The following is a 12822-nucleotide window of genomic DNA, read 5'->3' as shown; positions in this document are numbered from 1 at the left end:
GGGGTAGCTGATCCGTGGCCGGCTCGTTCGGCCGTTGCTTTTCGATGGCGACCCCCGAAGCGGTGGAGACCGCTCCGGGGATCAACGGTTCAGGCTTCGCGGCTCAACAGTGCCATCAGCGGATCGCGCCGCTCGGGGCCGAGGGTCGTGTATCCGCCATCGACGGGAATTTCCGCGCCGGTCACGTACGAGGCCTCTTCGCTCGCCGCGAACGCCGCCACCTGGGCGACTTCTTTGCCATCGGCGACCCTGCCCTTGAGGTTATAGGGTGTCACGACCTTGTCGGCGTGCGCGCGATCATCGCCGGTCAGTCCGGCGAACGGGGCGGACCAGATGTGCCCCAGGCGCAGCAGGTTCACCCGGATGCCGTCGTCGGCGTATTCCACCGCCTGGGTCCGGGTCAGGTGAATCAGCGCCGCCTTGGAGACGGGGTAGGCCCATCGATGAATATGCGGGGCAACACCGGAAATGGATCCGATATTGACGATGCAGCCGCCAGCCTTTTTCAGGTGCGGCCGGGCTTTTTCGCCCAGCAGGGCGGCCGAAACCACGTTGGTGTTGAGCGTGCCTAGCCAGGTGTCGCGGTCGGTTTGCGGGCCGTCGTCGCCATAGGAGCAGGCGTTGTTGACCAGGATGTCCAGTGATCCGAAGCGTTCGACCGCGGCTTCGACCAACGCATCCAGTGCCGAATCGTCGGTGATGTCGGTTTCCACGAAAACTGCTCGCTCACCGAGATCCCGGGCCAGTGCGGCGCCACCTTCCGCATTGCAGTCGGCGATGACCACCGCTGCGCCACATTCATGAAAATGGCGGGCGATCGACTCGCCGATCGAGGCTGCGCTGCCGGTGATAATGGCGACTTTCTGCTTGAGGTTCGTCACGTCATGCTCCTTGAACGGTTTCAGCGGCGGGGGGTTGTGTCCGGCCGCCGGAGAGTGTCTGCAGCTTCTTCATCAGCTTGCGGGTCACGCCGCGATAGTTGGACCCGGTCACGGGCATCAGCCACTGTGACAAGCGTGAAACGGGATTGAATCCGGCGTCGAGGTCGGCCAGCAATTCGTCCATCTGGTGAATGGAAAACGGAATGATGTTGGTGCCCTTGGAGTGCTTGCCGTCAGTGCGGGCTTCCATCCAGGCCAGTCGTTGATCTATTCGCCGATTCATCTCGTCTTCGGCGGGCAGCTCGATCTGGCCCAGGAACAAAGCCGCGATCCAGTAGGCGCCGATCTCGGCATTGAGCTGACTGAAGAACGAGGAGTTGTAGCCATTGAACGCCAGTTGGGGCACGCCGACGGGCACCATCGACCGGTACAGGCGATAGTTTCCACGCTCGTCGGTGATCTTCTTCATCTGTTCCGCGGAAAAGAATGGCGTGGTCTGGTTCCAGCCCGTGCCGCAGACGATCAGGTCGGCGGGTACGGTCTTGCCGTTGGACAATTCCATCGCGTCTTCGGTCAGGTTTTTTATTTCCGCTTTTTCAAAACCGAGCTCGCCGCTCTGGATTTTCTCGTAGAACCCGTCGGTCACGAGGCTCACGGTACTCCGGGCGATGGACTCCAGAGGTTTGTTCGGGCGCAGGCCAATGCGTTCGAGTTGCAACTGTTTCGCAACCGTGGCTTCGACGCTGTTCATCGCAAAATTACGCACCGGTTTGCCGGGTCCGTGCAGGAACTTCTCGAATCCGCGAATCCGGATATACGGAAACAGTCCTTCGCCCAGCCGGGTCAGGAACAGGTATTTGAAATTCAGGATGTTGTAGATTTTCTTGGGGATCTTCCAGATCAGGCTGCGAGCGACCACGGTGGTCTTGCGGCTGATGCCGACCGTGGCATTGGCCGCATCGCAGGCGGACTTTCCGTATCCGATGATGACGACATTACGATCGCGCGCGGCTTCAACGTCGTTGAATTCGCTGGTGTGGATGATCTGGCCGGCAAAGCGTTCGTCACCGGGGAATCGCGGGATCATTGGAACGCTGAAGATTCCGTTGCATACCACGACGTAGTCGAAAGTCCGCTCGTGCACCGCGGCTTCCTGATCACTGCCGGAAGGCGCCCACGCGATGTTCCAGCGTTTGCGTTCCGTGTCGTACTCCAGGCTGCGTACTTCGGCGTTCAATTCGAGATTTTCGGTAATACCGAAATGCTGTGCGTACTGTTCCAGGTAAGCCTGGACCTGCGTTCCGCTGGGCCATTCCGGGTAATCCCGCGGCATCGGGAAATCGGAAAACTCGTAAGTGGTCCGGGGATTCTGGGTGGTGAGTCCGGGGTAGCGCCGGGAGGCGGCCCACACCCCGCCGAGTTCGGCTTCCTTTTCATACAAGGTGGGTTCGAATCCGAGTTTGCCCAGAACGCGGGCGGTGCACAGTCCGGCGATGCCGGCGCCAATAATGGCGACCGTGGGCCGAGTGGGGTCTGAGGTAGAAGCCATAGGCGCCGGTCTCCAGGGGTTTTCGTGCATCAATTTACGGGGCGTTCGCCGCACCTATCCTAAGAGACGAATACGGTGCCCGCAATCATCCATTTGGCCGATCTCACACCGTGTGCGTTCTCTGCGCCGTTGGTTCTGATACAGTCGGCCCACAATCGCGGGAAGCCAGGACCATGAACACGAACACATCCGATACGACACCCGAAGGCAGCCTGGCGCTGCAAACCATTGCCATGCCGGCGGACGCGAACTGGAACGGGGACATCTTCGGTGGCTGGCTGGTATCGCAGATGGATCTGGCCGGCGCGGTCACGGCGCGCCGCACCGCCAGGGGGCGAATCGCCACGGTCGCCATCGAGGGCATGTCGTTTCTCAATCCCGTTCCGGTGGGCGCGGTTGTCAGTTGCTATACACACCTGCTTCGGGTCGGTCGAACCTCGATGCGAATCCGGGTCGAAGCCTGGAGCCGCTACCACGCCGAGCAGTCCGTCAAGGTGACCCAGGGAGATTTCGTCTTCGTCGCCATCGACGAGGACGGCAACCCGCGGGCGGTTAAGGCCGACTGAGCCCCCGACCCCGGCCCCGCGCCGTCGGCAAATCTTTCCATCGGCTTGGAGAAACTACCGTCCCCAGCGGTAGCGGTGCACGCGGCCAGCCCTCCTCCAGAACACCGGTCGCACCATCCCGATCCGCCGAAAACCCTGTTCCAACAGGCTTTGCGCGATCCAGTCGCCACTGGCTGCCGTCGCCTGGCATGTCCTTTGCATGGAGTGGGGGTGAGTGATCAAACCCTTTCGGGAAAATGGAGGAATAACATGAAGTATCAAAAACGTCACATGGCGCTTTTCTTTTCCGCTTCGCTGTTGGCCGCGATTCCGGCGGCTGTGGCAGCCGGTGAGGAGCGTTCGGCCGGTCAGGTGATCGATGACATGAGCATCGCCGCGCGTGCCAAGGCCGCCCTCGCGGCCGACCCCGTGACCGATGCCATCAAGATCGATCTGGAAGTCGATCAGGACCGGGTGCAGATGAATGGCTTCGTCGACAACGAACAGGAGCGCGACAGGGCGCAGGAGATTCTCATGTCCATCGAAGGCGTCGCCATCGTGGACAACAACCTGCGGATTCAGTCACACGACCGGACCACCGGGGTATATGTGGACGACAAGGTTCTGCAGGCCCGCGTCAAGACGGCACTGGCGGACCATCCCGTGGCGCATTCGTTGAAGGTCGATATCGAGGTTGACCGTGGCGTTGTCAGCCTTGGCGGTCACGTGGACAGCGAAACCGAACGTGACGCCGCGTTGTCGGCCGCAGCCCGGGTGGCGGGGGTCACCAAGGTGATCAACAACCTGGACGTTCGGTCCTGAAAACTGCGAGTCCATGAACGAAAAGCCCTGAATGGAGCCCGCGCGCCCGCGCGGGCCCCCATCAACGAGGAGGAAGCTGAATCATGAAGAATTTCTGGATGGCACTGCTGGTATTGAGTTCAGGCCTGTTTCTGGGTGCCTGTGATCAGGACACCGAGTTCGAGGATCAGGTTGAGGACGCCGCAGATGAAGTCGAGGATGCGGCCGACGAGATTGACGGCTGATCTGTAACAGTCAGTAACCCGGCCCGCCGCGCAACGCGGCGGGCTTTCTTGTTTCTGCCGAACCGCTCAGCTGGCTTTGGCCCGCCTCGGCAGTTTCCAGTCCGGCCGTACGAAATGGCAGGTATAGCCGCCCGGATGATTGACGAGGTAGTCCTGGTGTTCGGGTTCGGCTTCCCAGAACGCTCCGGCCTCGGTTACTTCAGTGACGACTTTGCCGGGCCATAATCCGGAAGCTTCCACGTCGGCGATCGTGTCCAGCGCCACCTGGCGCTGATCGTCGCTCAGGTAAAAGATGGCCGAGCGGTAACTCAGGCCCCGGTCATTGCCCTGGCGGTTCAATGTGGTCGGGTCGTGAATCTGAAAAAAGAATTCCAGGATATCCCGGTAGCTGATCTGCTCCGGGTCGAACACCACTTCAACGGCTTCGGCATGGGTGCCGTGGTTGCGGTAGGTGGCGTGCTCGACGTCCCCGCCACTGTAGCCGACCCGGGTGCTGATGATGCCGGGACGTCTGCGCAGCAGATCCTGTACGCCCCAGAAGCAACCACCCGCCAGGATGGCGGTTTCCGATTTGCCTGACATTGTGTTCTCCTGTGTTTTGAGAGCCTGAGCGAAGGTCTTCGCGAGTGGCATTCACCCCGGCACCGGATATGGCGTTTCTGTCCGGTCCTGATAAGACCGCGCATCGCGCGTCCGGCTTTCACCGCACGATACCAGGGTTGGAATCAGGCCTCGTTCAATTGGTGCAACAGGACTTCGCGCATCAGGGCATACGGCAAGGTGCCGATTTTCAGTACCCGGTCGTGAAAGTCCTTGAGTGAACCCTTCCTGCCCATCAGGTACATGCGTGTGAAGTACTCGTCGCGCAGTGCCATAAACTGGTGGTAACCCCAGGTGGCGATGCCGGTCCGGGCGTAGCCGTGGGTGGAACCCTGCACCTGCAGGAAGGAGTACGGTTCGGCGAACATGACATCGTCCGTCATCATTTGCACTGCCTCGTCCACGCTCACTTTGCCGAGGTGCATGCCGGCGTCGTAGATCACGCGCGCGTAGCGCCACAACTTCAGGCGTTCCATCTCCACCCGGTATTCGTCCTGCTTGTCTTCCGGGTAGTAGCCGAAGTCCGGGGTCAGAATCCATTCGACGTAATAGCACCAGGCCTGGTTGCTGTAGGAACTCTCGTAAGTGCGCAGTTTGCGCGGGTTGTGGTTGTCGTAGAGCGCGATCAGCCCATGTCCCGGATACACCTCGTGCGGCATCAGCGCGGTGATGAAAGCATAATTGTGCGAGCGCAGGAAGCGCTCCTTCTCCTCGGCGCTCCAGTCCGGATCGATGGGCGCCAGCATCACGGCGCCGGGAAAGGTCGAACCGGCCGCGCGCGGCGCGCCGCCGAAGCCGGTGAAGGTCAGCTTGTTGTAGTAGGCCGGGGTGTAGACGGCCGCGGCCGCGTTTTCCTCATCCCACGGGATGGTCAGCAGGTCGTTCTCGAGAAGCCACGGACGGTCCCTGCGAACCTGTTCGTGGAAGGCCTGCAGCATGGTTTCCTCGCTGGGGTGATCGTCCTGCAGATCCCGTTCGATCTGGCGCCAGTCGCGTCCGTCACCGACCCGCTCGGCGGCGCGCTCCAGCACGCGAAGTTGTTCGGCGTATTGCTCGCGGCCCCACTGGTAAAACGATTCCGCATCGAGGTCGACGTGATACAGCTCGCGCATGCGGGCATCAAAGAGTTCGGCGCCCACGCGCCAGTCACCTTCCGGCCGTTTGGGCCATTCGTTCTCCAGAAAGTCGCGAAACCCCCTTAGCGCCGACAGTACCTTTTCGTTTTCGGCCAGAAGCTCCTGGCGCCTGGCCGGCACCCGGTCGGCGAAACGGGCCACATCGGATTCAAAGGTTTCAATGGCGCCTTCCAGCAGACCGAGTGAAGGTTTCAGCCACAACGGAACATACACCTGCAGATTGGTTTGGGCGTTCGCGTACCGGTCGGGCAGGGTTTTCATGATGGTGATAATGGTTGCTGCCCGTTCTTCCACCGGCCGGTCCTCGAGATACAGCAATCCGCCGCGGGCCGAAACGATGGGCTCGATGCGCAGGTACAGGGTGGGGTCTCTGCGCCAGTACTGTACTTTTTCGCCGTCCTGGATGCGGCTCTTCAAAATGCCTTCGAGGTAGCGGTAGTCGATGTCCTGATCGAAAGACAGTGCCTTGCGATCGACGGCATGCAGAGCGCCGAGCAGTTCCCGTGCCTTCTCGAGGCGGTTTTCGAACCAGGCCGCGCTGCCGTCGTTGGTCATGGACGGGCCGTCACCGACGCCGCGGAACTCGGCCAGGTACGTGTCCACCAGGGCTTCGAAACCCGGATCCAGCTCGTCGCCGAACGTCTGGGATGGAAGGGAAAAAACCACGCACAGGGACGCTGCCGCCCACCTCAAAATGCTCATCTGTCTCTCCTCGATTCGGTACCTGCGAGTATAGCGATCTGCCCAATCGCACGTCGCCGGGTTGGCGCCCGCAGTGCTGCACCGGACGAATAGTGTCAGTAAATGCCCTCAATTGTCGTTATTTTTGATTGATTTTTCAGACGTTTTCTGATTTTGGAAGAAATTAGCGTCTTTTTCAGGGTTGGCACGATAAGTGCTGCGTTTTACAAGGTGCATTGGGCACGGGAATCTTTCACGGAGGAGGGAGCATCATGAAAAATCGCAACCGGGGTTTTGGAGGACTGCAGTTCGTACTGGTATTCGCCATCATTGGCGTGGCCGCGACCTTCGCGGTACCCGAGTACAAGTCTTATATGACCAAGGCCAAGCTGACCGAGGCGTTCAACCTCGCCGGCGAGTCCAAACGCAAACTGTCCGAGTTCTACATGCTCAATGGCCGCTTGCCAGGGACCCAGAACGAAGCGGAGCTGATGATCACATCGACCGTTGCGCCGCCGGAATACGTGCGTGACATGGTCGTCAAGCCCGCTGACAGCAAGGGCAGATTCACCATTCGCGTTTACCTCAAAGAAGGCGTGATCGAGAACCCGGTGGCGGGCGAGGATCAATTCATCTATGTCGAAGCGCAAGCGGCTGGAAACGGCAGTTACGCGCTGACCTGGAGTTGCGGCGGCGGCGGCCTCGAGCCGGATCTGCTGCCCGAGGATTGCGAGGGCTGAACAACCATGCCGGTCCGGGGCCGCTGGTGCGGCCCCGGACCCGCCGGGTCAGGTCCGGCCCTTGAGTTCGACGGTGTTGCCTTCCGGGTCCTTCAGGTACAGGGACGGACCCTGTCCAGTCGCTCCGTAACGGGCTTCCACATCGCCGCTCTCAACGCCGTGGGCGGCCAGGTGGGCTTCGATGTCCGCGCGGTCCCACGGTTCGACCAGCAGGCAGACATGGTCCATGTTCGGCGCGGCGTGGTCGGGCGCGGCGCCGCCGCTGCGGCCGATGGGCCCGTCCGCCGCGACGATGTCGATCAGGGAACAGCCGGCCCGTAATTGGGCCAGGCCGATGTCACCGGGGCCGCGTTCCAGGCGGCATCCCAGTACATCGCAGTAAAAATCCAGCATGCGGTCGAGGTCGTTCGCCCGGATGACCACGTGGTCGATCCGGCGGATATTGATCGGATTGGGTTGTCGCATCTTCAATCTCCTTGTGCTTTCGGGCCTACGACAACGGCGTTTGCCTGAGGGTAGCCGTATTGTGAGCCAGGGGCCACAGTGACGGGGCCTGGTTTCGTAAATTCAGTCGACGGGCACGGCGATCGGCCGCAACGGGGCCGCATCGGCGCCCCGGAGTTTCAACGGGCCGCCGATGAAGGCGAATTCGTATACCCGGTCGGCCGACAAGGCCTCCAGATAAACCAGCTCCAGAATCGGTGCGCCCTGTTGGGCCAGCAGGTAGGTGTGCACGGGAACGTAGTCGGTTTTCAGCTCAGATGGAAACGATTCGAAACTGAGGTTGTCCGCACCGACCACCATGGCGCCGGCCTCTTCGATCAGGAATCGGGCGGCTTCCAGGCCCATGCCCGGCGGGTTGTTCATGTATGCCGCCGCGTCTTCGTAGACCTGCATGCGGCCGGTTCGAATCAAAACGATGTCCCCTTCCTCGAGGCGGGTGTCCTGGCGGGCCAATGCCTGGATCAGGTCGTCCCGTGTCACGCGGTAACCATCCGGCAACATGTCTTGATTCTTCGCGGCTGCGACATCGATCAGCACGCCCCGGGCAATCAGCGGTGGAATGTTCTCCGCTCCGGCGACGTTCCAGCCACGGTCACCGACGTGTTCGTCGGCCCGGAAACCGTTCCAGATCCGGCCATCCAGGCCGAAATGGTTCAGCGCGTCGATGTGGGTGCCCATGTGGGTGTACAGCGAAATCGCCGCGCCGGTGTAGCTGACGTGTTCGTTCATGGGCACGCCGACATTCAGGGGGTCATCGATGACGGTGCCATGCGGAGTGTGGGTCATCCACATGCGATAGTGGGGATCGCCCGCTGCCTGCCAACTGGGCATGCCGATGTAGTAGTCGACCGACAGGTCGTATATCCGTCCGCCGCGGACGCGCGACAGAATCCGGGCTCGTGATGACTCGGTGATCAGGTTGAGTCGGCCAATTTCATCCTGGGGGCCCCAGGGGCTGACACCCGCCTCGCGTTCCGCCTGAACGGGGGGCGTGAAGCCGAGTGTCAGCACGGTGAGTGAGAGACCAAGGGAGAGGATGGCTAATGGCTTCATGGTGTTTCTCCTTTCGATGGCGTTTGTCAGTATGCCGCGGTGAAACGGCTGCGGCGAAATCGAATCTGCTCGACTTCGTCGAGCACCGCGACTGCGAGGTCCTCCAGGGACAGGCGGGATGCGCCCTGCTCATCGACGATCAAATCGTCGGTGCCCAAACGGAACCGCCCGGTTCGTTCACCGGAAAAAAGGGAGGCGGCGGGACTGAAGTACGTCCAGTCTGAAGCCGGGTTGAGCTGGCACAGGGCCAATTGTTCCGCGCAGGCCATTGCGATCGGTCGGGCCGCGGGCGGGAGATAGCGCGTGTCTTCGAGAACGGGGATTCCGCTGTCCGGCACCTTCAGCGTGGCGGCACCGCCGCTGATCAGCAACCGGGTTCCGGTTGCCGCGGCCGCGTCCAGCAGGGTGCGGGTGGAAGCGATCAGCTCGGGCTCGTGGCCGGACAGGGGGCGGGTGGCGGCAATGATCGCGTCCTGGCCGGCAATGACCTGCATGACATCCTCCGGGCAGGTGGCGTCGGCCGCGCGATACTGCAGGCGGCCGGCGGCGTTCGTGAGCGATTCCCGCCCGGGAATCGGGGGTTGGCGGGTCGCCGCAGTGACCGAGTGGCCGCGTGCGACCGCTTCGTGCGTGATCCGGCTTCCAACGCTGCCGCGTGCTCCGAATACGGTAATGTTCATGGTGCAGGTCTCCTTCAGGATTGGGTTTGGGTTCGGGTTCGGGTTCAGTTTCAGGAACAAGGCGCGTGGCGCGGTGTCCGGGATTTGGATCCGGCGCCAGGGCCGGCCAGCAGGCAGGTGGCGGTCACCACGAGAAGGCTCCCCGGCAGCCAGTGCCAGCCCAGGTTCCGGGGGTGCTGGAGGAACAGGATCAGCAAGGAAACGAACGGCACCAGGTAGCTGTACGCGGTAACCGCGGCCGGTGTGAGAGCCGCGGCGGCACGTTGGGTCAGCCAGAACGTGACGCCGCTTGAAAACACGCCGAGCCAGATCAGCAATCCACCATCGAGCCACGTCAGTGAGCCCAGTCCGATTGGATTCTCCACCAGCAGGCCCGCGAGGCCGATGAGAATGCTGCCGGCAACGAGGCTCCAGAACGTGCGCACGGTCGCGGAACCTTGCAGCACACCGTGTCGCAGACCCCATTTGGTGAGTACAGGGTGGAGCGCCGAGGCCACGCAACCGGCGAAGAAAACACATTCGCCCCAGCCCAGCGGAATGCCGTTCACACCTCCCGGGTGCTGCGCCCAGGCCAAAGCCATGGCCCCGGCGGCGCCAAGGGACAGTACCCGCAGCATGCGGGCGGCAGGGGTCTCGACCGCGAACAGGCGACCCAGAACGTAGGCGATGAGGGGCACGGTCGCGTACAGCGTGGACATCGAAACCGCGCTGACCCGGTGCGCTGACCAGAACATCGAACCGAAGAAGCCGGCCTGGCACAGTCCCATCAAGGCATACAGCATCCGGGCTCGCTGCCCGGGAGGTCCGCCGGCGGCACGCCGAGCGAATGGCCACAGGGCGGCGGCCGCGATCGCGAAGCGCAATGAGGTCAGGAGCAGTGGCGGCATTCCGGGAGACATCAGGCCGACGACCGGAAAGGACAGTCCGACAATGACGGCCCACAGCAGCATGCCGGCATGAGCGGAGTTTTCGGTGTGGTGGTTTGATTGCATGGCGCTGTTCCCGGTCATGGGTGAATCCAGATGATGGAAAGCACGATACCAAGTGCACTTATGAAAATAATTATTAATTTATGAATATAATTATTTCTGAATATTTACTAATCCAGGGATGGCGTCGTGGTTGGGGTGATGGCTTGAACGCTCATGTCTGCCATCTGCGCCCGACACCCTCGTTCCGGCCTGAATTCATGGTGGAGTCGACGCCTCCGACCCCATAGAATGCGGGGTCTGTCGCCGCTCTTCGGCTATGCGAGTACACGCAATGGAACGTGATAAAACCCTGACACCCGATGAATTGGCGCGTCTGCGCGATCGCCTGGATCAAATCGACGATGGCATCATTGACCTGATCGCCGAACGAGAGGCCGTGGTCACGACCATCGGCAATCACAAACTCAAGACGGGACTGCCGTTGCGGCACTATGAGCGTGAGCGGGAAGTCATCGAGCGGGGTATGGAACGTGCGGAATCCAGGGGCATTTCGGGAGAAATGGCCCGCGAGATTCTGGAAACCCTGATTCACCACTCCCTGGGTAACCAGGAGACGAACAAGCTGTCGCAGACCGACCACGGCCAGGGACGCCGGGCTTTGGTCATCGGCGGCCTGGGCCGCATGGGCGAATGGATGTCACGCTACCTGGACATGGTCGGTTACCGGGTGGACGTGGCGGACCCGGCCGAGTGCGAAACACCGTTTGGTCGCATCGACGATTGGGAGTCCGCGCTCGACGACTACGATGTGGTAGTGGTCGCGGTCACCCTGCGGCCGTCCAACGATATTCTGCACCGTCTGGCCGAGTTGCGGCCGCGGGGTCTGGTATTCGATATTGGTTCGTTGAAGAGTCCCATGCGCAGCGGGCTGGAAGCGATGAGGCAGTCCGGGTGCCGTGTCTGCTCGGTGCATCCCATGTTCGGCCCGAACGAAATCGGTCTTTCCGGCCGTCACATCCTGTTCGTCGACGTCGGGCATGCCGAAGCGCTCGCCGAGGCGCGGGCCCTGTTCGCGCATACGGCCGCGGAATGTGTCGATCTCAGCCTGGAAGAGCACGACGAGGTCATGGCCTGGGTTCTGGGGCTGTCCCACCTCGTCAACGTGGCGTTCGCCAGCGCATTGGCGCAAAGCGGTGAGGCGGTGCCCCTGCTGCGGCAGATTTCAAGCAGCACTTTCAATGCCCAGCTTCAGGTCGCCGCCCAGGTCGTGTCTGAAAATCCCCACCTGTATTACGAAATCCAGCAGGGCAATGTGAAGACCCCCGACGTGGTCGCCCATTTCCGCGACGTGCTGGACGGTCTGTACCGCTCCATCATCGAGCAGGACGAAGGATTCTGGAGCCGGTCCATGGAACAGGCCCACCGGCGGCTTCGTGCCGACCGGCAGCCGGGGGCCTGAATCAGCTCATCGGGTAGCCGAGCGAAGCCAGGTCGAACGGCACCTGGCTGGCCAGCGCCCGGTTGGAAGCTGCATACAGGTCCTGCAGCCGGGTGGTAATGCCGTCGGGAGCGTCGAGATCCAGGGGCGGGGTCGGGTGGCGCGAGGCCAGTTCCTGCGCTGCCGCCGAATAACGGGAGATCATGGCATCGTCCAGGGCCCGTTCCAGCGGCACCCGCACACCCAGTTCATCCTCGAACCAGGCCCGCAGGCGTTCGGCATGAAACGGGTTGAAGAACGGGCTACCGAAGCCGTGCGGCCATTTCTCGTTGAAGCGGCGCCGCAATTCGAGTTCCTCCAGCGGAGGCCGCGCATTTCGAATCGTTGGCCATTCGTCGAACGGGGCGATGCCAAGACCCTCGCATAGCAGGTCGAGAAACACCCCGGGTTCACGCTGCAGCAACTCGTATGGCAGCGCGATGACCCGGTCCCGGCCGAATACTTCCGCGTGGCACGCGAGCAGACGGTCGTGGCAGAAGTCCAGGCACCAGTTACGGTCCTGAAACAGCCAGGTGTATTCAAGAAACCGGCGGTAGCTGCCCGGGTAGCCGCCTTTGACCAGTTCCGTGTACAGCGACTGCAACAGACTCATCTGTTCGCGGAAGACCAGCACGATTCGTCCGTCGTCTCCGAGCATCTGGCGCAGGCGGCGCGCCTTCGTGGTGACGTCGATCTCGTTGCCGAGCGTGAAGCCCAGAAACTCGCACGACAGTCCAATCGCCGTTGCGCCCGTCGCTGCTGCCGAGTGGCGAGCCATGACCTTGCGTGCGTCGCCGGCGTTCCACAGGAAATCCTTCTGGTGGCGCAGGCCGGATTCAACGACCCGGGCCACGTCGCGATCGATGTATTTGCCGATATCGCCGCGGTATCCGCTGCCCAGGTGATACAACTCGGGATGGACCGCGAAAAACCGGGTTTGCAGGGCCGTGGAAGCGCACTTGGGCTGGCCGATGTGGGCGTAGGTGCGCATGGTGATG

At 61.9% G+C, this 12822-nt stretch carries 14 protein-coding genes; 5 read left to right on the top strand and 9 right to left on the bottom strand.

The features are described 5' to 3' along the window. Positions 1 to 89: 89 nt before the first annotated feature. Both V3330_RS16575 and V3330_RS16570 read right to left on the bottom strand, forming a co-directional pair. Positions 90 to 881, bottom strand: coding sequence for an SDR family oxidoreductase (locus V3330_RS16575; RefSeq protein WP_354696567.1), 792 nt, complete (start codon positions 879 to 881; stop codon positions 90 to 92). Position 882: 1 nt separating this feature from the next. Further along, positions 883 to 2430, bottom strand: coding sequence for a flavin-containing monooxygenase (locus V3330_RS16570; protein WP_354696566.1), 1548 nt, complete (start codon positions 2428 to 2430; stop codon positions 883 to 885). Between the two features lie 173 nt (positions 2431 to 2603). Here V3330_RS16570 and V3330_RS16565 point away from each other — a divergent pair, with 173 nt between their 5' ends. The 3 genes from V3330_RS16565 (at position 2604) to V3330_RS16555 (ending at position 4021) form a co-directional block, all read left to right on the top strand. Continuing rightward, positions 2604 to 2996, top strand: a complete 393-nt coding sequence (locus tag V3330_RS16565) for an acyl-CoA thioesterase (protein ID WP_354696565.1) — start codon at positions 2604 to 2606, stop codon at positions 2994 to 2996. A 249-nt stretch (positions 2997 to 3245) separates the two neighbouring features. Further along, a complete protein-coding gene (locus V3330_RS16560) occupies positions 3246 to 3797 on the top strand; it encodes a BON domain-containing protein (RefSeq protein WP_354696564.1) in 552 nt (183 codons plus the stop codon). Positions 3798 to 3880: 83 nt separating this feature from the next. Continuing rightward, positions 3881 to 4021, top strand: coding sequence for a hypothetical protein (locus V3330_RS16555; protein WP_354696563.1), 141 nt, complete (start codon positions 3881 to 3883; stop codon positions 4019 to 4021). Positions 4022 to 4087: 66 nt separating this feature from the next. On the opposite strand, the gene msrA is transcribed toward V3330_RS16555, so the two are convergent. Continuing rightward, positions 4088 to 4603, bottom strand: coding sequence for a peptide-methionine (S)-S-oxide reductase MsrA (gene msrA / locus V3330_RS16550; protein WP_354696562.1), 516 nt, complete (start codon positions 4601 to 4603; stop codon positions 4088 to 4090). 143 nt (positions 4604 to 4746) lie between these two features. Continuing rightward, positions 4747 to 6459: a DUF885 family protein gene (locus tag V3330_RS16545; RefSeq protein ID WP_354696561.1), complete on the bottom strand. Its 1713-nt coding sequence runs from the start codon at positions 6457 to 6459 to the stop codon at positions 4747 to 4749. 251 nt (positions 6460 to 6710) lie between these two features. Between V3330_RS16545 and V3330_RS16540 the strand changes: the two genes are divergently transcribed. Further along, on the top strand, positions 6711 to 7178 hold the full coding sequence (locus V3330_RS16540) for a pilin (RefSeq protein ID WP_354696560.1): 468 nt from the start codon (positions 6711 to 6713) through the stop codon (positions 7176 to 7178). A 48-nt stretch (positions 7179 to 7226) separates the two neighbouring features. Here the strand turns inward: V3330_RS16540 and V3330_RS16535 are convergent, their stop codons facing one another. The 4 genes from V3330_RS16535 to V3330_RS16520 form a co-directional block, all read right to left on the bottom strand. Beyond that, on the bottom strand, positions 7227 to 7643 hold the full coding sequence (locus tag V3330_RS16535) for a VOC family protein (protein ID WP_354696559.1): 417 nt from the start codon (positions 7641 to 7643) through the stop codon (positions 7227 to 7229). Between the two features lie 102 nt (positions 7644 to 7745). Then, positions 7746 to 8735 (bottom strand): cyclase family protein, encoded by a 990-nt coding sequence (locus V3330_RS16530; protein WP_354696558.1) that lies wholly within the window; start codon positions 8733 to 8735, stop codon positions 7746 to 7748. A gap of 26 nt (positions 8736 to 8761) precedes the next feature. After that, a complete protein-coding gene (locus V3330_RS16525; protein WP_354696557.1) occupies positions 8762 to 9415 on the bottom strand; it encodes an NAD(P)-dependent oxidoreductase in 654 nt (217 codons plus the stop codon). A gap of 50 nt (positions 9416 to 9465) precedes the next feature. Next, positions 9466 to 10407, bottom strand: coding sequence for a DMT family transporter (locus V3330_RS16520; RefSeq protein ID WP_354696556.1), 942 nt, complete (start codon positions 10405 to 10407; stop codon positions 9466 to 9468). A gap of 271 nt (positions 10408 to 10678) precedes the next feature. Here V3330_RS16520 and V3330_RS16515 point away from each other — a divergent pair, with 271 nt between their 5' ends. Then, the gene (locus V3330_RS16515; protein ID WP_354696555.1) at positions 10679 to 11806 is read left to right on the top strand and encodes a prephenate dehydrogenase/arogenate dehydrogenase family protein; all 1128 of its coding nucleotides are present in this window, start codon (positions 10679 to 10681) and stop codon (positions 11804 to 11806) included. A 1-nt stretch (position 11807) separates the two neighbouring features. Here V3330_RS16515 and V3330_RS16510 read toward each other — a convergent pair whose 3' ends face one another. Next, positions 11808 to 12815, bottom strand: coding sequence for a hypothetical protein (locus V3330_RS16510; RefSeq protein ID WP_354696554.1), 1008 nt, complete (start codon positions 12813 to 12815; stop codon positions 11808 to 11810). Positions 12816 to 12822 lie beyond the last annotated feature (7 nt).

The organism is Elongatibacter sediminis (assembly GCF_037892215.1).
Classification (GTDB): domain Bacteria; phylum Pseudomonadota; class Gammaproteobacteria; order Xanthomonadales; family SZUA-36; genus Elongatibacter; species Elongatibacter sediminis.
Note: the sequence above shows the minus strand (reverse complement) of the source record. Positions and strands in the feature narration are given on the sequence as shown.